The sequence below is a fragment of the Streptomyces albiflavescens genome (assembly GCF_014645835.1).
In the GTDB taxonomy this organism is placed as follows: Bacteria; Actinomycetota; Actinomycetes; order Streptomycetales; family Streptomycetaceae; genus Streptomyces; species Streptomyces albiflavescens.
The window spans coordinates 130,469-151,920 of the sequence record NZ_BMMM01000014.1; the positions used below are offsets into that span (position 1 = coordinate 130,469).

25 protein-coding genes and 1 pseudogene are annotated in these 21,452 nt (G+C 68.6%); 9 read left to right on the plus strand and 17 right to left on the minus strand.

From position 1 onward, the window contains the following. Positions 1-365: 365 nt before the first annotated feature. Both IEY95_RS32930 and IEY95_RS32935 read right to left on the minus strand, forming a co-directional pair. The gene (locus IEY95_RS32930; protein ID WP_189189835.1) at positions 366-1,355 is read right to left on the minus strand and encodes an aldo/keto reductase; all 990 of its coding nucleotides are present in this window, start codon (positions 1,353-1,355) and stop codon (positions 366-368) included. A 204-nt stretch (positions 1,356-1,559) separates the two neighbouring features. Then, positions 1,560-4,319 carry a SpoIIE family protein phosphatase gene (locus IEY95_RS32935; protein ID WP_189189836.1) on the minus strand — a complete coding sequence of 920 codons (2,760 nt, stop codon included), beginning with the start codon at positions 4,317-4,319 and terminating at the stop codon, positions 1,560-1,562. A gap of 261 nt (positions 4,320-4,580) precedes the next feature. Here IEY95_RS32935 and IEY95_RS32940 point away from each other — a divergent pair, with 261 nt between their 5' ends. After that, positions 4,581-5,699, plus strand: a complete 1,119-nt coding sequence (locus IEY95_RS32940) for a PP2C family protein-serine/threonine phosphatase (protein WP_229703520.1) — start codon at positions 4,581-4,583, stop codon at positions 5,697-5,699. A 476-nt stretch (positions 5,700-6,175) separates the two neighbouring features. After that, on the plus strand, positions 6,176-6,670 hold the full coding sequence (locus IEY95_RS32945; RefSeq protein ID WP_229703521.1) for a hypothetical protein: 495 nt from the start codon (positions 6,176-6,178) through the stop codon (positions 6,668-6,670). A 235-nt stretch (positions 6,671-6,905) separates the two neighbouring features. On the opposite strand, the gene IEY95_RS32950 is transcribed toward IEY95_RS32945, so the two are convergent. Beyond that, on the minus strand, positions 6,906-7,808 hold the full coding sequence (locus tag IEY95_RS32950) for an NAD(P)H-binding protein (RefSeq protein ID WP_189189838.1): 903 nt from the start codon (positions 7,806-7,808) through the stop codon (positions 6,906-6,908). A gap of 125 nt (positions 7,809-7,933) precedes the next feature. On the opposite strand from IEY95_RS32950, the gene IEY95_RS32955 reads away from it, so the two are divergent. Then, positions 7,934-8,779 (plus strand): LysR family transcriptional regulator, encoded by an 846-nt coding sequence (locus tag IEY95_RS32955; protein ID WP_189189839.1) that lies wholly within the window; start codon positions 7,934-7,936, stop codon positions 8,777-8,779. A gap of 231 nt (positions 8,780-9,010) precedes the next feature. After that, on the plus strand, positions 9,011-9,166 hold the full coding sequence (locus IEY95_RS32960; RefSeq protein ID WP_189189840.1) for a DUF6131 family protein: 156 nt from the start codon (positions 9,011-9,013) through the stop codon (positions 9,164-9,166). Between the two features lie 113 nt (positions 9,167-9,279). Here IEY95_RS32960 and IEY95_RS32965 read toward each other — a convergent pair whose 3' ends face one another. From IEY95_RS32965 to IEY95_RS33015, 11 genes are all read right to left on the minus strand, one after another. Further along, complete coding sequence (locus IEY95_RS32965; RefSeq protein ID WP_189189841.1) at positions 9,280-9,873, minus strand: TIGR03086 family metal-binding protein; 594 nt, start codon at positions 9,871-9,873, stop codon at positions 9,280-9,282. Between the two features lie 5 nt (positions 9,874-9,878). Beyond that, positions 9,879-10,142: a DUF6158 family protein gene (locus tag IEY95_RS32970; RefSeq protein WP_189189842.1), complete on the minus strand. Its 264-nt coding sequence runs from the start codon at positions 10,140-10,142 to the stop codon at positions 9,879-9,881. Between the two features lie 205 nt (positions 10,143-10,347). After that, positions 10,348-10,845 carry a phage holin family protein gene (locus IEY95_RS32975; RefSeq protein WP_189189843.1) on the minus strand — a complete coding sequence of 166 codons (498 nt, stop codon included), beginning with the start codon at positions 10,843-10,845 and terminating at the stop codon, positions 10,348-10,350. Between the two features lie 116 nt (positions 10,846-10,961). Then, complete coding sequence (locus tag IEY95_RS32980) at positions 10,962-11,372, minus strand: gas vesicle protein K (RefSeq protein ID WP_189189844.1); 411 nt, start codon at positions 11,370-11,372, stop codon at positions 10,962-10,964. Beyond that, positions 11,362-11,604, minus strand: coding sequence for a gas vesicle protein (locus IEY95_RS32985; RefSeq protein ID WP_189189845.1), 243 nt, complete (start codon positions 11,602-11,604; stop codon positions 11,362-11,364). Before IEY95_RS32985 ends, IEY95_RS32980 begins: the two co-directional genes overlap by 11 nt. Next, a complete protein-coding gene (locus IEY95_RS32990; RefSeq protein WP_189189846.1) occupies positions 11,601-12,419 on the minus strand; it encodes a GvpL/GvpF family gas vesicle protein in 819 nt (272 codons plus the stop codon). Before IEY95_RS32990 ends, IEY95_RS32985 begins: the two co-directional genes overlap by 4 nt. After that, positions 12,412-12,819 carry a gas vesicle protein gene (locus IEY95_RS32995; protein WP_229703522.1) on the minus strand — a complete coding sequence of 136 codons (408 nt, stop codon included), beginning with the start codon at positions 12,817-12,819 and terminating at the stop codon, positions 12,412-12,414. Before IEY95_RS32995 ends, IEY95_RS32990 begins: the two co-directional genes overlap by 8 nt. Before the next feature lie 39 nt (positions 12,820-12,858). Then, the gene (locus IEY95_RS33000; protein WP_189189847.1) at positions 12,859-13,101 is read right to left on the minus strand and encodes a gas vesicle protein GvpG; all 243 of its coding nucleotides are present in this window, start codon (positions 13,099-13,101) and stop codon (positions 12,859-12,861) included. Positions 13,102-13,111: 10 nt separating this feature from the next. After that, entirely contained in the window at positions 13,112-13,825 is a 714-nt protein-coding gene (locus IEY95_RS33005) for a GvpL/GvpF family gas vesicle protein (protein ID WP_189189848.1), read from the minus strand. Between the two features lie 3 nt (positions 13,826-13,828). Then, positions 13,829-14,323 (minus strand): gas vesicle protein GvpJ, encoded by a 495-nt coding sequence (gvpJ, locus tag IEY95_RS33010; protein ID WP_189189849.1) that lies wholly within the window; start codon positions 14,321-14,323, stop codon positions 13,829-13,831. Between the two features lie 28 nt (positions 14,324-14,351). Then, positions 14,352-14,699, minus strand: coding sequence for a gas vesicle protein GvpO (locus tag IEY95_RS33015; RefSeq protein WP_189189850.1), 348 nt, complete (start codon positions 14,697-14,699; stop codon positions 14,352-14,354). A gap of 254 nt (positions 14,700-14,953) precedes the next feature. Here IEY95_RS33015 and IEY95_RS33020 point away from each other — a divergent pair, with 254 nt between their 5' ends. Next, complete coding sequence (locus IEY95_RS33020) at positions 14,954-15,781, plus strand: histone protein (RefSeq protein ID WP_189189851.1); 828 nt, start codon at positions 14,954-14,956, stop codon at positions 15,779-15,781. A gap of 3 nt (positions 15,782-15,784) precedes the next feature. Beyond that, positions 15,785-16,768, plus strand: a complete 984-nt coding sequence (locus IEY95_RS33025; RefSeq protein WP_189189852.1) for an SRPBCC family protein — start codon at positions 15,785-15,787, stop codon at positions 16,766-16,768. A gap of 72 nt (positions 16,769-16,840) precedes the next feature. Here IEY95_RS33025 and IEY95_RS33030 read toward each other — a convergent pair whose 3' ends face one another. Then, positions 16,841-17,209 carry a low affinity iron permease family protein gene (locus IEY95_RS33030; protein ID WP_189189853.1) on the minus strand — a complete coding sequence of 123 codons (369 nt, stop codon included), beginning with the start codon at positions 17,207-17,209 and terminating at the stop codon, positions 16,841-16,843. A gap of 243 nt (positions 17,210-17,452) precedes the next feature. Here IEY95_RS33030 and IEY95_RS49435 point away from each other — a divergent pair. Both IEY95_RS49435 and IEY95_RS49440 read left to right on the plus strand, forming a co-directional pair. Further along, positions 17,453-17,629: pseudogene (locus IEY95_RS49435) on the plus strand (CinA family protein); the annotation flags it as partial. Positions 17,630-17,748: 119 nt separating this feature from the next. After that, the gene (locus tag IEY95_RS49440; protein ID WP_229703542.1) at positions 17,749-17,904 is read left to right on the plus strand and encodes a hypothetical protein; all 156 of its coding nucleotides are present in this window, start codon (positions 17,749-17,751) and stop codon (positions 17,902-17,904) included. 48 nt (positions 17,905-17,952) lie between these two features. On the opposite strand, the gene IEY95_RS33040 is transcribed toward IEY95_RS49440, so the two are convergent. Together IEY95_RS33040 and IEY95_RS33045 are read right to left on the minus strand one after the other, a co-directional pair. Next, a complete protein-coding gene (locus tag IEY95_RS33040) occupies positions 17,953-18,129 on the minus strand; it encodes a CsbD family protein (RefSeq protein ID WP_189189855.1) in 177 nt (58 codons plus the stop codon). A 233-nt stretch (positions 18,130-18,362) separates the two neighbouring features. After that, positions 18,363-18,554: a CsbD family protein gene (locus tag IEY95_RS33045; RefSeq protein ID WP_189189856.1), complete on the minus strand. Its 192-nt coding sequence runs from the start codon at positions 18,552-18,554 to the stop codon at positions 18,363-18,365. A 343-nt stretch (positions 18,555-18,897) separates the two neighbouring features. On the opposite strand from IEY95_RS33045, the gene IEY95_RS33050 reads away from it, so the two are divergent. Then, entirely contained in the window at positions 18,898-21,360 is a 2,463-nt protein-coding gene (locus IEY95_RS33050; RefSeq protein WP_189189857.1) for a SpoIIE family protein phosphatase, read from the plus strand. Positions 21,361-21,452 lie beyond the last annotated feature (92 nt).

Genomic DNA, 21,452 nt, shown 5'->3' on the forward strand with positions numbered 1-21,452 from the left:
GAACGCGGCATTCCCGTCCGGACGGGAGGCCGAGGGCGGCTGAGCCGCCCGGCCGCCCCACAGCGTGCGTCCGCCTCAGGCGGAGGGGAGGCGCGATCTGTGGACGGCCGGTCGGTGTGCACACCTGCGGGGCGCACGGAATCAGCATGCGAACTCCTCGGACACGCCCCGCTTTTGGCCCACGGCGGCTCGTCGTCCGTGAAGACGGGGATCATGCCCAGCATCCTCACCTCGCCAACGAACGCCTGTCCAAGCCCACTTCCTTATCGCTTGATCGAGGTCCTCTATCGAAGGGGTTCCGCGTGCGCCGATGCCGGTGCCCCGGTGCCCCGGTGCCCCGGTGCCCGAGGCCGGTAGGGCGCGTTTCAGAGGTTCACGCTCTTCATGCCGGCCTCGTCGTAGCGCTCCCCGGCCGGCTCGGGGAGTTCGGCCTCGATACGTGCCAGATCCTCCTTCGTCAGCTCGACGTCCACGGCGCCGGCGTTCTGCTCGAGATAGGTGCGGCGCTTGGTGCCCGGGATCGGGACCAGGTCGTCGCCTTGCGCGAGCACCCAGGCGATCGCCAGCTGCGCCGCCGTCACGTCTTTCTCCGCGGCGATTTCCTTTACCTTCTCCGCGAGACGGAGGTTCGCCTCCAGGTTGCGTCCGGTGAAGCGGGGGCCGCTGCGGCGGAAGTCGCCCTCGTCGAGTTCGTCGGGAGAGGAGAACCGGCCCGCGAGGAAGCCACGGCCCAGGGGCGAGTAGGGGACGAACCCGATCCCGAGTTCCCGGCAGGTGGGCAGGACCTCTGCCTCCGGGTCACGCGTCCACAGGGAGTACTCGGTCTGTACGGCCGTGATCGGGTGAACGGCGTTCGCACGGCGGATGGTCTCCGGCCCGGCCTCGCTCAGACCGATGTGGCGTACCTTTCCCTCGGCGACCAGCTCCGCCATGGCGCCGACGGTCTCCTCGATCGGCACGGCGGGGTCGACGCGGTGCTGGTAGTAGAGGTCGACATAGTCGGTTCCCAGCCGCTTGAGCGAGCCGTGAATCGAGCTGCGCACGTGCTCGGCAGAGCCGTCCTGGCGCCCGATCGTGCTGATGTCACCCGCAACGGCGTCGTCCATCCGGTAGTTGAACTTCGTGGCGATCACGTACTGGTCGCGGTGTCCCTTGACGGCGCGGCCGACGAGTGTCTCGTTCGTCAGTGGCCCGTAGAGCTGCGCGGTGTCGAGGAAGTCGACGCCCAGATCGAGGGCGTGCCGGATGGTCTGGATGCCCTCGTCCTCGTCGGTCGTGCCGTAGAAGGCGGACATCCCCATGCAGCCGAGGCCGATGGCTGACACCTGGAGGTCTCGCAGCCTGCGCTGATCCATGTGAGTCCCCACCTTTCTTCTGCGGAGTTGATCTTCGCTCCGGGGAGGTGCGTGGCGGATGCCACGACCTCCTGACGGCTTTTCCGGCCTTCATTCATTCAGCTGTGGATTCCGTGCGTCGGCATCTCGATGCCGCGGGCCCCTGCGGCGGGGCGGTGACGTCGGGGCCGCCATAGGCGTGGCGTGCTCTTGGCCGAGCCGTCGTCACATCGGTGCCCCCGAGTCGGCTGCTCCCTCGTCCGGGAAGAGCGCCTCCGCATCGGCCAGTGACAGGACGGGCCCCTCGCCGGCGTGCGGCACTGCCTGCTCGGCCCAGATCACCTTGCCCTGGGGCGTGTACCGGGTGCCCCAGCGCTCGGCTATCTGCGACACCAGGAACAGGCCCCGGCCTCCCTCGTCCATCGTCGCGGCGTAGCGCAGGTGCGGGGAGGTGCTGCTGCCGTCGGCCACCTCGCAGATCAGCGTACGGTCGTGGATCAGCCGCACCTGGATCGGCTCGGAGCCGTAGCGGATGGCGTTGGTGATGAGCTCGCTGAGGACGAGCTCCATGCTGAAGCCGAGTTCGGACAGGCCCCACTCGTCGAGCTTTCGGGAGACGGCGTCGCGCATCCCCGCCACGGCGGCCGGGTCGAGCGGCACGTCCCAGTCGGCGATCCGGTCGGGCGGCAGTGCCCGGGTGCGGGCGATGAGCAGGGCGACGTCGTCCTTGGGACGGTCCGGCAGCAGCTCGTCCAGCACGGCCTGACAGCTCTCCTCGGGCGGCCGGTTGGGGTGGCCGGCCAGCGCGTCGCGCAGGAGGTCCATTCCCACGTCCAGATCGCGCTTGCGGTCCTCGATGAGGCCGTCGGTGTAGAGGACGAGCTCGGCGCCCTCCACCAGCTCCAGCTCGGCGTTCTGGAACGGCATGCCGCCGAGGCCGAGGGGAGGACCGGCCGGCACGTCCGCGAAGGTGACGGTTCCGTCGGGGTGGACGAGCGCGGGCGCCAGGTGCCCCGCGCGCGCCATGACGCAGCGGCGCGTCACGGGGTCATAGATCGCATACAGGCAGGTGGCGCCCACGACGCCCACGGCACTCTCCGTACCCGCCTCGTCCTGGTCGATGCGGCCGACCAGGTCGTCCAGGTGGCTCAGCAGTTCGTCGGGCGGCAGATCGAGCGTCGAGAAGTTGTGCACCGCGGTCCGCAGCCGCCCCATCGTGGCAGCCGCGTGGAGGCCGTGGCCGACCACGTCGCCGACGACAAGTGCCACCCGGCTCCCTGGCAGGGGAACGACATCGAACCAGTCGCCGCTCACGCCCGACTGGGCGGGCAGGTAGCGGTAGCCGACGTCGACGGCGCTCTGCTCCGGCAGGGCCCGCGGCAACAGGCTTCGCTGCAGCGTGACCGCCAAGGCGTGCTCACGGGTGTAGCGGCGGGCGTTGTCGATGCTGACCGCGGCCCGGGCCACCAGCTCCTCCGCCAGCGACAGCTCCTCCTCGTCGAAGGGCTCGTGCTCCTTGGAGCGCCAGAAGTTGGCCATGCCCAGTACGACGCCACGGGCCTGGATCGGGGCGGCGATGAGGGAGTGGATGCCGTAGTCCACGATTTCCTTGGTGCGCTCCGGGTCCTGCGCGTGCCACCCGGTGGCGGTCGACAGGTCGGTCACCAACTCGGCGCGGCCGCTGCCGTAGCCGCGCGCCTGGGGTGTGGACGGCAGAAAGTCGATCAGCCGGCCCTCTTCGTAGAGCGGATGGTCGTTCCGGATGCCGCACACGGCGGTGCGTCGCAGGTCCGTTGCCGTGGGGGCCGGCTCCTCGCCGTGCAGCACGGCGTCGGACAGGTCCACGGTGACGAAGTCGGCGAAGCGGGGGACGGGGACCCGCGCCAACTCGTCGGCGGTGCGCAGCACGTCCAAGGTGGTGCCGATGCCGAGTCCGGCGTCGTACAGCAGCTTGAGCCGCTCCCGTGCGATCTCCGCCGTGCCGGTCAGCGCCTGCAACTCGGTGGAGTCGCGCAGCGTCACCACCGTTCCTCTGGGACCCCCCTCGCGTTCCATGGGGCGCTGGTTGACCGCCAGCAGCCGCTCTCCGGCGAAGTGCACCTCGTCAGTGGCCGCGCGCCCTGAGGAGAGCAGTGCCACCGTCTCGGAGTCGAGGTTCGACAGCTCCGACACCTGCCGTCCCTCGACGTCGGGGGGCAGCTCCAGCAGCCGTCTGGCCTCGTCGTTCGCCAGCAAGAGCCGTCCGTCGTCGGAGACGATGAGCACTCCTTCGCGCACGGAGTGCAGCACCGCGTCGTGGTGGTCGTACATGCGGGTCATCTCGTCCGGGGCGAGGCTGTGGGTCTGCCGCCGCAGCCGCCTGCCCACCAGTGCCGTCCCGCCTGTGGCCAGCGCGAGCGCCCCGGCCCCGGCGCCGAGGATGATCGGTAGTTGCAGCCACACCTGATGGGTCACGTTTTTGACCTTCAGGCCGGCGGAGACGAGGCCCACCACCTTGCCGGTGGGGTTCTCGATGGGGACGGTGGCCTGAACCTCGTGGCCGAGCGGGCCATGGACGCTTTCCGTGTAGACCTTTCCCGCCAGCGACGGCTCGATGGTGCCCACGAACCGCTTTCCGATGCGGTTCGGCAGGGGGTGGGTGTAGCGGATGCCCTTGGTGTCCATGACCACGATGAAGTCGACGCCGGCGGCCTTGCGTCCCGCCTCGGTGAGCGGCTGGAGAATCTTGCTCGGGTCAGGGGCCTCGAGTGCCGCCAGGACACCGGGAGAGTGCGCGAAGGTCTGCGCCACGGCTATGGAGCGGCGCACGGCCTCGGCGGTGGTGTCCCGCTTCGACTGCAGGGCGAGGGCGACGACGCCACAGGCCACGAGCAGCACTACCAAGGCCACCTGCAGAACCAGCACCTGCCCGGCTACGCTGCGCGGGCTCTTGCTGACCAGTGGCCGGAGTGAGATGCGTCGAAAACCGGCGAAACGGTTCGCCATGTGACCTTTCTAGCACTGGTGATACCGAGTGGCCATGGTCCCCCCAAGGAGTGACCCCCACCCGGTTACGCCTCGGGTGCTTGCTCAGGCAGCGTTTCCTGACATCTTCCACCCGGCGGTTTTCGTCGCGCCGCTGTATCTCTGGATCGAGACCTTTCGATCGAGCGGACCGAGCGTCCGCGGTGAGATCGGCTGGTCGCCGCGCGTGAAGTGCGTGATCCATCGGAGCTCATGCCCACTTTGACCGATATGATGCACTCTGTGATCATGTCTGGACGGCTGCGGCACCGTCGTCCCTCCTACGGAGGCCGATGGGGACTCGCCCAGCAGGCACCGGTGATCCTGACCGTCGTCATCGCCAGCCTGGCGTTCTCCACACCGAGGGAGATCGCCGTCAGCCGCCTGCTGCCCGCCGCGCCCGCCCTTGCCGCCGCGATGTGGCCCGTGCTCCCCACGATCCTGCTGGGCACGTTCTGCCTGCTCGTCATGATCAGCCTCAGCTTCTTCTACACCGACCTGGGGACGCAGTACACGGGGGCTGCGATCATCGCGGTCACCTTGGCGGCGGCATACGCGAGCCATGTCCGACTCCAGCGGGAGGAGATACTCCTCCAGGTGCGGCTCGTCGCTGACGCGGTCCAGCAGGTGCTGCTGCGTCCCCTGCCGCGCCGCATCGAGAACGTCGAGATGGAGTCGCTGTATCTGGCGGCCCAGGAGCAGGCCAGGATCGGTGGCGACTTCTATGAGGCGGCCGGCACACGGTACGGGGTCCGGCTGCTCATCGGCGACGTTCGGGGCAAGGGTCTGTCCGCCGTGGGGGCGGCGTCCGCAGTGATCAACTGTTTCAGGGAGGCCGCGTACGACGAGCCCGACCTGCCGGGCATCATCCATCGCCTCGAGACCAGCATCGCCCGCCACAGTGCCGCGTTTCCGATCCAGGACCGGCCGGAGCACTTTGCCACCGCTCTCATCGCCGAGATCCCGCGCGGCGGAGGCCACATCAGACTTCTCAACTGTGGGCACCCCCCACCACTGCTCGCGCATTGTGGGAAGGTCCGCGTCCTGGAGCCAACCACCCCCTCGCCGCCCCTCAACCTCGCGGCTCTCATCGGGGACCAGTACTGCGTCGACACCGTCGACTTCGCCCCGGGCGACCAGCTGCTGCTCTACACCGACGGCGTATCGGAAGCCCGGGATCACGCCGGCGAGTTCTTTCCGCTGCCGGACTGGATGGGGCGGCAGGGCCCGGAGCCGCCTCGCCAGCTGCTCGACCGGCTGCACCGGGACCTGCTCGACTACAGCGGCGGACGGCTTGACGACGACATCGCGGCCCTCGCGGTGAGGTGCCCGAACGCCCAGGGCCGGGAGTACCCGGTCTAGGTGTATTGACCCGCAGCGTTGTTCACGCGGGTGATCGGTGGCTGGCCGTCGAGTGCGGTGTGGCAGCGTTGGGACACGCCGATCGGCCGGGCACTGCACCCGGGATCACCGCCCTACGACCGGATCACAGCCCGTGCGACTCGGCGAGGACGGAGCAGACGGCCCGGCGGGCTTGTTCGCCGGGCCGAAGTCACCTATGGGATGATCACGGCGTCCGGACAGATCTCCGGACCCCGCGTTACGAGTCATTCTTCGCGCGCGCCCGCGGCGCAACCGGTAGATGACAGACCGGAGAGCGGGGTACGTATGGTGCAGAGCGCCGTCGCGCACACCACCCCTTTGCCGAAGGACTGCCGATCTTGGATCTTGCGCACCCCGACATTCCCGCCGCACGCCGCCCGGGACGAATGTGGACCATCCGCGTCTCCGGCCACAGTGACCGTACCGCCTCCGTGACGTGCTCCTCCCCATGCAGCATGCCGCCCCGCTCCCGCGACCTGGGAGCACTGCGCCGCTTCGCCGAAGCCCACGCCGCCGCGCACGCCCGGGCGGCCAGCGTGCACTCGGATGCCGCCTGTGCCTGCCGGCAGGCACAGTGCGCAGCCCACGACGGGATGCAGGTGCACTGCGCGGGCAGCGTGGTCCTCGTCCTGCGCCACGACCCGGCGGTGGGTCAGGTCTGGACCCTGCTGGAAGTCTGCGCGGCCTGCGCGCCGTTGATGACCCACACCCGCGTGGTCGGTCACGCCCTGCCCGGTACGCGCAAGCCGACCACGGCGGTCGCTCAGACGTCCGCGCCCGCCGCCGCGCCGACGGCACCGGTGGTCCCCGGCGGCTTCAGCGCGCCGACCGGACCGGGCTTCAACAGCGCCGACGCGCCCTCTGCGCCGTCACGTCGTCGCTCGGGCGGGCGGGGCGGCCGTCCACAGCGCCGACAAGGACGACAGGGCCGGGACGGGTTCAGGGGCTAGTACGGGACTTCTGGATCAACCGGGGCGGCGGGGCTTGGCACGCCCCCGCCGAGTTCGCGGCTGGCGGTCGAGCAGGCGGCCACCCCAGCGTTGTCGTCGGTCGCCGACCCCCGAGTCCGGGACTTCGCTCGACATGGGCCTCCGTCGCGTCGACGTCCCCCTCCGCCGTGCGGCTGCACGCAGCGAGCCCCGGTCAACGGCACTGTTCGGCTGCCGTGCCTCGGATCCAGCCTGATCAAAGAGCGCCCTGGGCCAGGACGGCCGGCTTGAGCACCTCCTCGCACCACTGGCGGAAGCCGGTGGGCGCGGACTGGGGAGTGCTCGGCACGACGGCACCGTAGAAGCCCTGGTCGCTCAAAGCCTCCACCATGTCGGTCAGTCCCTGTGCCCAGGCCTCGCTCGCTCCGAAGCGCAGCGCCGACGCCTTGTAGTCCGCGCTGCTGGTCCGCTGGACGCGCACCGGGCGGTCCAGTACTTCGGAGACGACCTGTGCCATGCCCTCGGGGGAGAGGTCGTCGGGTCCGACCAGTGGGACGTCGTCCTGACCGGTCCAGGAGTCGTCGAGCAGCAGCCGGGCCGCGGTGGTGGCGATGTCGCGGGTGGCGCAGGTGCGCAGAGTGCGGTCTTCCGCAGTCGCCAGGAAGAACAGGCCCGCGTCGCGGATCGACTCGGCCTGGCCCAGTAGGTTCTCCATCAGGAACGGCGGGCACAGCGCCCGGTAGTGCACACCCGTGGCCGCGATCGCCTCGTCCATGGCGAGCGACGCCGAAATCTGCCCGGCGTTCGTGGCCACGCCGCGGCCCAGGGTCGAGACGCCGACGACCCGCTCGACGCCGTGGCGTCCGATCACGTCGCACAGTGGCTCGGTGAAGTCGCGGAAGTGGCCCTCGACACTGTCGGCCGAGGGCGTCGGGGGCACCAGCCAGAACAGGCGGTCGGCGCCCGCGCACGCCTCCTTCAGAACGGTGGGATCGGCGTGCGATCCCCGCACGACCTCGACGTGTTCGCGCACCCGCGCGGAGAGGCGGGCGGGGTCGCGGGCGATCACCCGGATCCCCGCCCTGCCGTACGGAGCGTCGAGGAGGCGGTCGAGGACCTGTCGGCCGATCTGGCCGGTCGGGGTGGTGACGACGATCATGAACAACTCCAAGCGGGATGCCTCATTGGATGTCGTCGAGCCTGCTGCGTGACGCGCCCGAACTGAAGGATCGATCCGCTCCCGCTTGTTACCCTCAGGGCAATACCGAACGGAGAGGGGAGAGCGTGGAATCCCGCCCGCTGCGCTACTTCGTCGCGGTTGCCGAGGAGCTCAACTTCGCGCGCGCCGCCGAGCGGTTGGGCATCTCCCCGCCGCCCCTGTCCCGCGCGATCCGCCAGTTGGAGTCGGAGATGGGAGTCACCCTCTTTGAGCGGACCACCCACAGCGTGGCGCTGACCCCGGCCGGTGCGGTGCTCCTCTCCGAGGCGAGGATCGCGCTGGACGCGCTGCAGGCCGCCGAGCGGCGGACCCAGCGCGCGGCCGCCCCGGACCCGAAGTTGGTCCTGGCCATCAAAGCCGACGGGGACGGGGGACTGCTCGAGCCGATCCTGGCACGCTTCGCGTCCGAGCCGGCGACCGTACCCGTCGCCGTCCGGCTGTGCGGCTGGCACGAACAGCCGAGACTCCTGCGCCAGGGGGAAGCCGATGCGGCCCTGGTCCACGAGCCTTTCGATCACACCGGCCTCGACACCGAGACCCTGGCCACCGAACCGCGCGTCGCGGCCCTCGCCGCCGCCCACCCGCTCGCCGCCCGGGACTGCCTGACCCTGGCCGACCTCGGCCTGCGCCCCGGGGACGTGCACCGGTACCTCGACGAGATCCGAGGCAACGGCCGCGACCTCGCCCAACTGCTGATGCTCGTCGCCCTGGGCGACGTCGCCCCCCTGCTGCCCGCCTCCGTCGCCGTCCGCTACCCGCGCCCGGGCGTCGTCTACCGGCCGGTCTCGGACGCCCCGCCCGCGGTCCTCGTCATCGCCTGGCCGCAGCAGTCGTGTTCGACGGCCACGGCGGCACTCGTCCGCGCCGCCGCGTCCGTGGCCGACGCCGGGCTGGACCGGTCAACAGGCTAGGCCCCGCTTCGTGGGCCGGCGGTCCAGCAGTTCTCCGCGGCGGGTTCAACCGTCGGCTTTGACCTCGCACTCTGGCGTTGATGCCGACCGCGTCGCGTACTGGGCGACGGTGCTCCGCGATGCTTTCGTCCCACAGCTTTCGGCACGGCCCCCGCCGGCTCGCGGCTCCTGTGTCACCAATTCCGGGAGGGGTACCCGGTTTCCGGGAGAGTCAGTGCCCTGGAGGCAATCATGATCATTCTGGGAATCGTTCTGCTGGTCGTTGGATTCCTCACGGGGCTCGGCATCCTGTGGACGATAGGAATCGTCCTTGTGGTCATTGGCCTCATCCTCTGGATTCTCGGCGGGGTCGGCCACGCTGTGGGCGGCCGTCGGCACTACTGGTGAGCTCCATTTCACCGCCGCCGAAAGGGACAGCGCGGGTCGACGCACGTGCCGCGCACTTGCAGCATGTTGGGCGAGTCAACTTCTCAGCCCGATGCCCTGCCCATCACCGGCTGTCAGGGCCGCCGTCCGAGTAGGCAAAGCAGCATCGTCTGCATGTCTGCTCCGCGCGGCGGCTCGACCGGTGCCGCGAACATCCCGCTCTTCTCCAGTTCGGCCGCGTACGGCGTGACCGCACGAACCGTGAACTTCACCAAGTCGTCCGGGAGTTGCTCGTCGGCGCCGATCGCGCGGGACAGGTCCCAGGCGTGCACGACGAGATCGGCGATCATCTGGGTGCAGTAGTCGGTGGCTGCCGTGTCGCCGTAGGAAAGGTGGACTCTGCGGTCGAGAGCGCCAGGGCCGGCGAACGCGTCGCGCGCGGAGCGGGCGGCTGTGTCCCACGAGGCGGCCGGGTTCCGGCCCAGCATGTCGCCGTCGAAGGTGTCGCCGATCGCCTCGATCATGGCGCCGTCCCGGACCAGCGCGGGCACCCACAGCTGCTCCGACACGAGATGATTGACGAGGTCACGCACTGACCAGTCGGTGCAGGGTGTTGGAGCGTCCCACTGATCGTCCCGGACAGCGTGTACTCGGTCGCCGAACAGGTCGAGTGCCTCCGCGTGTCGGGTGAGCAGCGGGTTGGCGGGTGGCGGTTTTGTCGTGCTCATGGCGGTCATGTGTGGCTGGAGGCTCGATCCCGGGCCCCCTCACGTGTCCTGCCGGCAGCGACCGGGCGGCGTGGGTGGCGGCGCAGGTACTCGCCCTCCAGCTGTGCCATGCGCTCATTGTGGGTTCGCAGCGCGTCGTTCGAGCCATACAGCAAGGTGTCGTGGCGCGTGCGATGTATCGTCTCCAGCTCGATCATGAGCTGCTGGTCGTCCAAGCGGCCCGGGGCGACTCCGTTCATGGTGATACCCCGCTCGTCGTGTCCCTTCATGCGGTACCCGCTCGGTCATCACTACCCCGAAGCGGGTATCCGGGAGGGAGCCGTGGATCTCACTTTTCTCCACTGTACGAACTTTCGGAGCCCTGGGCCTCCGGAGACGTCGAGATCTCCCTCGTCGAGGTCGTCGCGCCCGCTGACCAGGCACGTTGCCGTCGGTCCTGTCACCGCCTCGACCCTGCGGTGCCCGGGTCACGGCTCACAGGGCCCTATGGTGCGGTGCCCCGGGGTCCGCGTCGCCCGGACGGGCCGTGCCCGTTCCCGGGACACCGGGCGCGTTCGGCGGAACCGGCGGGTAGGGCATGCCGAGGCCACTCGGCGGCGCCGCGGGGGCGGTCCCGCCGATGACTCGGTCGTGGCCGGCCGGTGTCGCCTCGCTCGTGGGTGTCGGCGCGGTGCGGGTCGCGGACGGCCGTGCCATGCTCCGCAGCACGTACGCGGCCACGCCGAGCACCGCGGCGGTGATCAGCGCAGCGGCCCAGCCGGGCAGGCCCAGCGCGAGCGCCAGACCGAGGGCGAGCGCCAGCGCGGCGCCCGCATACAGGGCGACGGCACCGGATGCGGCGTACAGCGTGGCCGTACGGCGCTGCTTGCGGGTCTGCTCCCGCAGTTCGTCCCGCACGGTCTCACGAGCCACCTGCGCCAGTTCGTCGACCAGGTCCTTGTCCAGATGTTCCAGATGATCCAAGCTTTCCATGGGCGCCGGGTACCCGAGCAGGGACGGCCGTAACGCCGTGCGGTTCCTCGACCGGTTCGCTTTGTTGCGGTACGCGGTATGTCCCCTCTCGACACCCGCAGCACCCCTCCGGAGGTTCAGTCGGAGGGCGGGAGCAACGTGCCCAGCGGCCCGAGATCGAGGTTGAGGTCCTCCATCGTCAGTCCGTACTGAGCGCACAGGTCGCTCATGCGGTCGTGGAGCAGCATGAGTGTCGCTCCCAGGCGCTCCTCCTGCTCGTCGGTGAGGTCTCCCTGGTCGACGCGGTGCAGTGCCTGTCGCTCCATGAGCTGGCGCAGCAACTCCACGAGAGTGAGGACCAGCTTCATGAGGTCGCGTTCCACGGTGTCGGGATCCGAGCTGATCCGCCGAGCCGGGGAATGCGAGCCCTTGCCGGCCGGCGGGCCCACGTCGCGAGGGGCGGCAGGCAGCAGCCGGAAGGCACGTGTGGCGGCCTCCGCGACCTCGTCGGCGCGACGTGGCCGCTCGCTCTCTGCCTCAGCCGTCATGGTCGCCGCCTCTCAGCGGGCTCGTCCCCGCCCACGGTGAGGGATTCTGCGCGCTGATGGAAGCGATCAGGGCTCGCAGCGAAACACGTACGAGATCGATGTCTGCGATGGACAGCACAACGTCACCGGTGAGTACGACACCACCGCTCAAAAGTCGGTCCAGCAGATCGATGAGAGCGACCTGCCGCTGAGGCAGGCGCTCTGCCGGAGGCGGCGGGCCGGGTGTGATCACGGCGGCACGCTCTCCGCGGCATCGCCGGATCCACTGAGCGGCATGGCGAAGGAGTACGGCGCCCAGGGACCGGTGGCCTCGACTCGGACGCCTTGCAGCCCGTCGGCGCCGTGTGTCACTTCGGCAAGGAACTGTTCGCAACACGTCAGGGACACGAGGTAGGCGTCATTGACGACGTTCTCGCCCGCTCCGACCGCGTCGGCGAGAGCTCCCTGTTGCACACGGTGCCGGACCCGCTCAGCGGCGTACTTGCGCCCCGCGGCCTCCACCTGCTCGGCGGCCTGCTGTGCGGCCTGGTACACGCTGTCGCGCGCACTCTGCTGCTGCCTGCGGTCGCGTAGGTAGGCGCGCCCGGGCGGCAGGCCCGTCGACGGAGCAGCCGGGGCTGCGGGGGCCGCAGACGGCTCGACATAGATTTTGACGCCCCATTCGACATGTTCGGCGAGTCGGGCCAGCCGCTCCGCGAACATGGCCCGGCCCGCTTCCAGCACGTCCCGGGCCCTGCTGTCGTCGAGGTAGACGGTCGCCAGGCGCAGCGGAAGGACGGTGGTGCGCGCGGCCGAGGCCTCTATGACGCCGTGGTGAGCGCGGGCCACCGCCTCCAGCCACTCCAGGTCCTCGAGATGTTGTTTGAGAGCGTCCTCCCGGAAGTCCTGCGCGGGTACATGGCTCACTTCGAGCATCACCCGCTCGTCGCGGGAGCCGGTGACGAGCCGGACGGGGGCGTCGGCGATGCCCCGGAGCGTCGCGGTGGCCTCCCACAGTCCCTCGGCGTTGCGTACCACGGCATACGCGTAGGTCATCAGGTCACTCATCGCGAGCACTTCCCCGACGACGGCTGTCGGCGTCCCGGACGGCGTCCTCCTGCGAAGTGAGTGCGCTGTCCTGGCGGAGGGCTTCGATCTCGGCCCGCAAACGGCGGTTTTCCGCGACGAGTGAGTGTCCTTCCCCGGCCCGGGAGGAGAGCGCGGGATCGTGCTCCCACCAGTCGATGCCCATTTCCTTCGCCTTGTCGACCGAGGCGACCAGGAGTCGCAGTTTGATGGTCAACAGCTCGATGTCGAGCAGGTTGATCTGTATGTCGCCTGCGATGACGATGCCTTTGTCGAGCACCCGTTCAAGGATGTCGGCGAGATTGGCGGAGGAGCCCTGCCCGTAGGGCGGCTGGGCTCTGGACGGATAGGAACCAAGCCTGTTGGCCAGAGGTTCAGTCACGGTGGCGGCCTCATGTTCCCTCGTGCCGGATCAGGGGTGTCAGCCCTGTTGACGGACTCGGATCTCCTCCAGTCGGTCGAGCAGTTCGTCCTCGCGCTGGTCGAAGGTCTCCTCGTCGATGTCCCCTGCGAGAAGCCGCCGCTCGAGCTCGGCGAGTTCGCGGTGCACCGGTGCGGGGTCGTAGTACTCGTTCTCGGCTTCCTCCAGGACGCGCTCCACGACCCATACGACGCCACGCACGGGCGCCAGGGGAAAAGTGGTCAACTGTGTGAACAGGCCCATGAGGACTCCTTCAGACGAAGCTGTAGGGGGGAAGGGGGCCGTTGAGCCGGAAGTCGAAATCGTCGCCCAATTGGTGGGCGACGCTCAACTCCGTGGTGAGGAATCCTTCTTCTTGGTCCTCGGCCACCAGGAACGACACGCTGAGGAAGTCGGAACCCGTGGGGTGGGAGCATTCAATCTGCCGGGTGAAGGGTCGCAGTGCTTCGCGCACACCCGTCGCCAGCGCCTCCTGCCGTGCCTGAACCTCTTGGGCGACCAGTTCGCCGAGCCGCACTGACGCGTCAGGCCCTGCGGTTCCGCGGCGGATCTCGTCGTTGAGCTCTCGTGCCACGTGCGAATCCCCAAGGATCTGACGCAGCAGCGCATCCTCTTCCTGCGACGCCTTCAGGTTGTATTCGACGCACCCCTCCAGTGCTTGAAGCCTGTCCGTGTAGTCCTCGGCATTCTGCTCCAGGGCAAGCCGTACGGTTTCGTCGTCCGCAGCCATGAGGCCGAACCGCATGGGCAGCACCGTGCCGTCCGCCCTGAGGTGCTGCTGCACTTCCTGGTGGGCGATGATGTCGCGGCGCTTGGGGCGCAGATCCTCGGGGGCGTCGCTCACCACAGCGCACAGCGGTCCAGCAGTCACTGTCCGCAAGGCGGCCGGTGGCTCACCGACGCCGCTGAGATCGTCGATGTGGAGCGGATGCTGCTTGCCGGTGATGGAGTAGATGTATACGGCCATGGCTCATTCCTTCTCGCGGGGCGAGCCCCTTTCGCGCTCATGTCGGGAGGTGCGCCGAACCGGCCGCCGTCGCCTCTCCACGGGTTCCCTTTCCATGTCCTCGTCTTCTTCCTCGGACTCTTCTTCGCCGTTGTCACGGTCGGTGACGCCCTTGAGGGATTCGGACACCGCTTCCACGGCGCCCGAGAGGGCCCCCTTGGACTTGCCTTTTGCGCCGCTCTCCACCGATTTCCCGACGATGTCGGTCAGTTCGGCGGGTGCCTTTCTCCCGGCTTCGAGGTCAAGTCGGTTGCACGCCTCGGCGAAGCGCAAATACGTATCGACGCTGGCCACGACGATGCGAGCGTCGATCTTGAGGATTTCGATCCCCACCAGCGACACGCGAACGAATACGTCGATGACGAGTCCGCGATCAAGAATGAGTTCCAGCACGTCGTAGAGGTTGCCGGTGCCGCCACTCGTGGCGACACCGCCTCCACCCTGCGGCACCACTGTCATGGTGCCTCCCTTCACCGGCTGTGCTGTCTCAGCCCCGCCGGTCGATCTGGCCCCGGGTATAGCGGCGCGTCCTTTCGTAGGCCACCAGATCGCCTTCCTTGTCCAGGGTTACTCGGTAGGTGGCCATTACGCTCGTCGTTTCGGGGACGCGTTCGAGTTCGAGTACCTCTACGTCGGCCTCCCAACCGTCCTCGGTCGGTTTCAGTGCCGAGACGGACTCGGGGGCCCTCCCGAGCAATTCCTGAATTTGTTCGGCGGCGGAACGTATGGCCCAGGCCGCTTTGGCCTTGCCGGAGCGGCGCCGGGGGCCGTCTGTGGGACCCCGGTCGGTGCTGTGGCTACTGCTGGACCGCCGTCGGGGTTCTGCTGCGGCCATGGTCTCTCCGATGGTCGGAGCGGGCGCCAAATTCCACGAGCGAACACTATAATTCCATCATATAGGGACATATTGCCCGGGCGGTGGACGGCTTCCCGTGAACCGCTCAGTGGGGTGCCCGCAGGGTCTGGGGCGGGGTGAGCTGTGCGGCCCTTCGCGTGCTTTTCGTTCTTGTGTGTCAATCGCGGTTTGGGCAGGGGGTGTTGGCCCGGGTTCGGGCGTGTTCACCTGCCCTTTCCGAAGGGAACCGGCTCATGAATGACATGACCAAGATCGGCTTTGCCGCCGCCATTGCAGCCGGCTATGTGCTCGGGCGTGCGAAGAAAGGCCGTCTCGCCTTTGCCGTGGCAACTTACGTAGCCGGTCGCCGTGTTGGGCTCGATCCGCAGCAGCTGGTGACGACAGGCCTGCGGAAGATCGGCGACGTTCCAGGGGTCGCCGAGCTGAACGAGCAGGTGCGAGGCGAGCTACTGGACGCCGGACGCAAGGCCCTGGCCGCCACCGCCGATCGGCGCCTCGCCGATCTCGCCGATTCCCTCCACGAGCGCACGCTGCGCATTGGCGAGGAGCAGGACGAATACGAAGAGGGCGAGGAAGAGCCTGAGGAAGGCGAGGAGGAGGAAGAGCCGGAGGAGGAGCTCGAGGAAGAGGCCGAGGAAGAGGCCGAGGAAGAGCCCGAGGAAGAGGCCGAGGAAGAGCCCGAGGAAGAGGAAGAGGCCGAGGAAGAACCGTCACGGCGTCGCCGTGCCGCGGCGAGAGCCCGGAAGCGCGCGGCCAAACCTGCTCCTCGTAAGAGGGCTGCCAAGAAGACCGCTCCCGCCAGGAAGCGGGCGCCGGTGAAGAAGGCCGCGGCACGAAGGCCCGCGACCAAGCGAGCTGCCGCCAAGAAGGCGGCGCCGGCGAAGAAGACCGCGAAGAAGACCGCGAAGAAGTCTCCGCCCCCGGCGAAGAAGGCGGCAGCGAAGAAGACGGCAGCGAAGAAGACAACGGCCAAGAGGGCGGCCGCGAAGAGGGCCCCGTCCAAGAAGGCAGCCCCGGCGAGGAAGACGACCACCAAGAAGACTGCCGCGCGGCGGAGGTAGGTCATGGCCAGCACAGAACGTGACACCCACCGCGCAGATGGTTCCGGTCTGGAACTCCTGCGCGATGAGCTCGCCGACTACGTCGCTGCTCAGGTGGAGCATCTCGTCGACAGAGCTGGGGAGAAGCTGGGGGATGTCACCGACCAACTCCTCGACGTCGCCGAGAACGGCGGACCTCTTCCCCGCATCGGCGGACGCATTCTCCAAGGCGACTCCCCCTTGAAAGCGTTCGTCGGCGAGACGGCCAAGGGCCTCAAAGACAGCGTGGTGGGCAAGGTCCAGAACGTGTTGGGCAGGGGAGGGCGCGGCAAGGCCGGCAGCACCAAGGTGATGAACATCGTTGAAGTCCTGGATGTGGGTGTGCCGATCCGCATGGCTTACAACCACTGGACCCAGTACGAGGAGTTCAGCAGCTTCACCAAAGGGGTACGGAGTGTCTCCCGGAACGACGAGACCACCAGCGACTGGAAGGTGAAGGTCGGCCCCTCGACTCGCGGTTGGAAGGCAACCGTTCAGGAGCAAATACCCGACGAGCGGGTCGTCTGGTCCTCCGAGGGCGCGAAGGGTACTACTCGCGGCTGCGTCAGCTTCCATGAACTCACACCCAACCTGACGCGCCTGGTGCTGGTCGTTGAGTACTACCCCTCGGGCTTCTTCGAAAAGACCGGCAACCTGTGGCGTGCCCAAGGACGCCGCCTGAGGCTGGACTTCAAGAATTTCCAGCGGTACGTCACATTCGCTGATGGGGAAGTCGAGGGCTGGCGCGGAGAAATCCGCGACGGCGAGGTGGTCCAGAGCCACGAGGAAGCCCTCGAAGAGGAAGAAGCGGCAGGTGAATACGAGGGGGAGGAGGAGTACGACGAGGAGGGCCCCGACGAAGACCAGGTCGAAGACCAGGTCGAAGAAGAGGACGAGGAAGAGGACGAGGAACAGGGGCCCGAGGACGAAGAGGAGTACGACGACGAGGAGTACGACGAAGAGGGCTGACGCGGCCGCAGCGGAGCGATGAGCGAACGCTCGGCATGACGTACCCCGCGAGTTGGCCGGTGGCCCGGTCAGTCAGATCTCGTCCTCCAATCGGATCACCGATTTGAGGTCCCTGTGTGCCTTCCCAGGCTCTCCTTCCTGCGCTTCGAGCAGGGCGGCGGCGAGGGCATCCAGCTTGCGTTGGATAGCCCGCTCGGCGCGCAGTTCCGAGTTCTTCAGCAGTGCAAGAAGCAGCAGTGTGACCGCTGTCATGGCATCGCCCGCGAGGAGTAGCCACGCCGACCCGAGTCCGGCGACATGGACGGCGAGTGTCAGCGCGACGAGCCCGAGGCAGAACACGAAGAATGCCGCTGAACTGGTGAAGTTCGACACGGACCCCGCAAGCCGTTCGAACGTGCCGCGCTTGTGTCCCCCACGGTCGGCGGGATGCTGAAGAGCCATGGGTCCAATTCCTCCACTGCTCGTTGCGTGCCGGGGTGTTGGTGGCGATGGGGCAGCATCAACAAGCCCTGGGAACCGGCTTCAGCAGGCGAGACGTCGGTACGGCCCGCACCATGTGATGGTGGACGGCAACCGTTCCCCCGCCGGCTCTGCGGACGAGGACCGTGGCCCCGGCTCTGCGGACGGGGACCGTGGCCTGACCCGCGTGGAGTTGCTGGCGCGCCAACTGCACGCGGCCCCGGCATGGCAGGGGCCGGGCACACCGTTGCGGTGGCCGAGTCGCTCACGGCGGGCCTCCGCGGCGCCACACTGGCGGCCGCGCCCGGAGCCTCGCAAACCTTCCGCGGTGGGGTGATTGCCTACGCCACCGAAGTCAAGGCCTCGGTGCTGGGCGTGGAACGTGGGTTGCCGGCCTCCCACGGCGCTGTCCACGCCCTGTGGCCGCCCGGAGGCCGTACGAGGCGTCCGTCAGGCGCCGCGCGCCTTGCACCACGATCGGCGTCGCCGGTCGGGCCACTCAGGACGGCCAGGAGATCGGAATGCTCTTCGTCGCCGTGTGGGGGCCGACCGGCGCGGTCGTCGACGAGCCGGACACCGAGGGTGCCGACGTCAGAGAAGCCCTATGTCGGACGGCCGTGGCCGCGGCGCTCGAACCGCTCCGCGATCACGTGCGTCCGACGCAGTTGAGGCACTGACGGCGGCAGCCCCCGGACGACGCGCCGGGCCGGCCCTGTGCCAGGGCGTCAGTGCCCGGTCCGCTTGTGGAGCTGCTGGGACATCTTTTCGGTCACCTCGTGTGCCTTGGCGCGCACCTGTTCTCCGCGGCCGGACCGCTGCATGGATTTGTCCCCCAGGGCCTTGCCGAGGGTCTCCTTCATCTTGCCTCTGATCTGCTGCACCTTCGTAGTGCTCTTCGCCATCGGAATCGCCGTCCTCTCCAAGACGCCGGGACCGCGGACCGTCCAGGACCGCCACTTCCTTGTTCACCGTGCACTTCCTTGTTCACCGTGCGCCTGTCTCCGGGGCGCGGCAACTGGGAGCACGTCGCCGTCGGCGGCGTCGATGCCGGCCCCTCGTGGGCGGGTGGCGCGTACTGGACCGCCTGCTGGTGAGGGGGGTCCCACGACTACGGGACCCCCCTCACCACGCATGCTCAGGTGCGGTCGCGCTTGATGGAGCGCTCGGTGTCCTGGATGCGCTCTTGGGCCTTGCCGCTGGCCTTCTTGGCTTCGCCGCGCGCCTGGTCGAGCTTGCCCTCGATCTCCGTCTCGCGGTCGCCCGTGACCTTGCCCTTCATCTCCTTGGCCTTGCCCTTAGCCTTGTCCATGCCGCCTTTGCCGGCCATGGTTCCTCCTTTGGGGGGTGAGATCGCTTGCCCGCCCAACGTAAGCGGCTGCGGGAGACGTCGCCCGCCGAATCGTCACGTTACGTAGTCACTCCGTCGGGGCGCGCTCCGGCCGCGTCATGCGGCACCCCCGCGGAACGCGAGTCGCTCCCGTTGCGCCTGCCGTCATGAGGCAGGCGCAACGACCCGGATCACCTCGAGCGGGTCCCAGGTCCCTGCGCGCGCCTGGAAGCACGGTAGGCGTCGGTCGGGGGCCCGCCGGGGACGCCTCGGCCGCCACGCGCCCAGACCGTGCACATCGGGCGGGCAAGCAGGAACATGGCAGGTGTAAGGGATGGAAACGATGGCTTCTGTGCGCAATGGTTCCGACGGGCCCAGTTCCTCAGCACCGCGCGATCTCTTCGATGCGTCAGTCGAGGCGGCAGCGGTGGTCTCCGCAGACGGCATCGTGGTCGGCTGGACCAAGGGCGCCCAAGCGCTTCTCGGTTACCCCGCCGAAGAGGTCGTCGGCGGCTCCGTCGCGCGTCTGCCGGCGGTGCCCGGGGATCCGGTGCGTGTGGCCCGCATCGCGGAGCGGTGCCGCGCGGGAATGGGATGGAGCGGTTTCATCCCCGTACGGCATCGCGACGGCGGCCGCATCGAAGTCGACCTGCGGGTGTCCGCGTCCTTCCGCCTCGGCGGAGACGAGTGCTTTCTGATCTCGGGACGGGAGCAGAAGCCGCAATGGCCGGTGGGCCAGTCCATCCTCGACGGCTTCCTGACTCGCTCGCCGGTGGGCATGGCGGTGATGGATCTGCAACTGCGCTACATCTGGCTGAACGACACCCTGGAACGCCTGGGCGGTGTGCCCCGTAAGCAGCGATTGGGCCGGCGTCTGAGCGAACTGCTGCCGGGGCTGCAGGCGGACACCATCGAAGGCCTGATGCGTAAGGTGCTGGCGACCGGAATCCCCGTCACCGACTACGAGTACGTGGGATGGAGTTGGGCCGATCCCCAGCGCCAACACGCCTACTCCACTTCCTTCTTCCCCTTGGTGGACGCCGACAACTCCGTCACCGGGGTCTGCTACATGGTCCTGGATGTCACCGAGCGGTGGAATGCCCGCCGCCTCTTGTCGCTGGTCAATGAGGCCGGGAGTAACATCGGCGGGTCGCTGGACGTGATGCGGACGGCCCAGGAACTGGCCGACTTCGCCGTCCCGCGCTTCGCGGACTTCGTCATCGTCGATCTGCTGGAGCCGGTCCTCAGCACCGAGGGGCATGGCACCTGGTTGACCGATGCCGGACCGGCCCGCGCCAAGCCGATGATGCGCCGGGCCGGAATGAGCTCAGTGCGTGAGGGCTGCCCGGAGGCCGTGGCGCCGATCGGGGCCAAGGTCGACTTCCTCCCCCCGCCGCACGACGTGAACCTGCTCATCAACGGGGACCCGATCTTCATCCCGGTGCTTGACCCGGACGACGACCTGTGGGTTGCCGAACAGCCTGCCCGGGTGGAAAGCATGCGCGAGTTCGGACTGCACTCCCTCATCTCCGTGCCGATGCGGGCACGGAACACTGCCCTGGGCCTCACCACGTTCGCGCGTTCGCTCAATCCGGTCTCTTTCCAACCCGACGATGTCCTCTTGGCCCGAGAGTTGGTGGCACGCGCAGCGTTGTGCGTCGACAACGCCCGCCGCTACAGCCGGGAACACACGGCAGCTGTCACCCTTCAGCGCAGTCTGCTGCCTCACGCCCTGACAGGTGGAACAGCGCTGGAGGTTGCCTCCTGTTATCTGCCGGCGGACGAGACGGGCGGGGTCGGCGGCGACTGGTTCGACGTGATCCCTCTGTCCGGCGCCCGTGTGGGCCTTGTCATCGGCGATATGGTCGGCCACGGCATCACCGCGGCCGCGAGCATGGGCCGGCTGCGCACTGCGGTTCAGACCCTGGCCGCCATGGACATGCCGCCCGATGAATTGCTGGCCCACCTCGACGACCTCGTGCTTCGGCTGAGCGAGGAGGAGACCGACCGCGAGGCGGGCAACCAGGCCTGCACGGCTTTCCTGGGAGCGACCTGCCTCTACGCCGTCTACGATCCGGTCACGAGACGTTGCACGATGGCCCGGGCCGGGCATCCGCCCCCTGTCGTCGTCGCCCCCGACGGGCACGCCCACTACCCAGAGCTTCCCGCTGGGCCTCCGCTCGGGCTGGGAGGGTTCGCGTTCGAAGCCACGGAGATCGAGCTCGCCGAGAACAGCCTCTTCGGTCTCTACACCGACGGCCTCGTCCAGGGAGCCGACCGCGGCATGGACCCGGGCATGTCCCGTCTCTGCGAAGCGCTGTCCCGGTCCGACTCCGACCTTGAATCACTGTGCGCGTCCGCCGTGGAGCAGCTCATGCCCGTGCCTCAACCCGACGACATCGCCCTCCTCCTGGCGCGCACGCACGCTCTGGGGGCCGACCATGTCGTTTCGTGGGATGTGCCCTCGGACCCGGCCGCCGTCGCTGATGTCCGAGCCCGGGCGACTCGCCAGGTGGCAGCCTGGGGCCTGGAGGAATTGGCCATGACGACGGAGCTCATCGTGAGCGAGCTGGTCACCAACGCGATCCGTTACGCCTCACCGCCCGTACGGCTGCGACTGCTTCGGAACTCTCGCTTGACCTGTGAGGTCGCCGATGCCAGCAGCACCGCTCCTCGGCTGAGGCATGCCCGGAGCATGGACGAAGGCGGCCGTGGCCTGTTTCTCGTAGCCCAGCTCGCCCATCGCTGGGGTGCCCGGTACACGGCTGGAGGGAAGGTCATCTGGGCCGAACAGGAGATCCCGTAAGCGCTGGGGCACGGAGCGGCACGTGGGCGAGGAGCGCGACAGATGCCGAGGTCGCGACAGATGCTGAGGTGAGGATGCGCGGACTGTTTCGA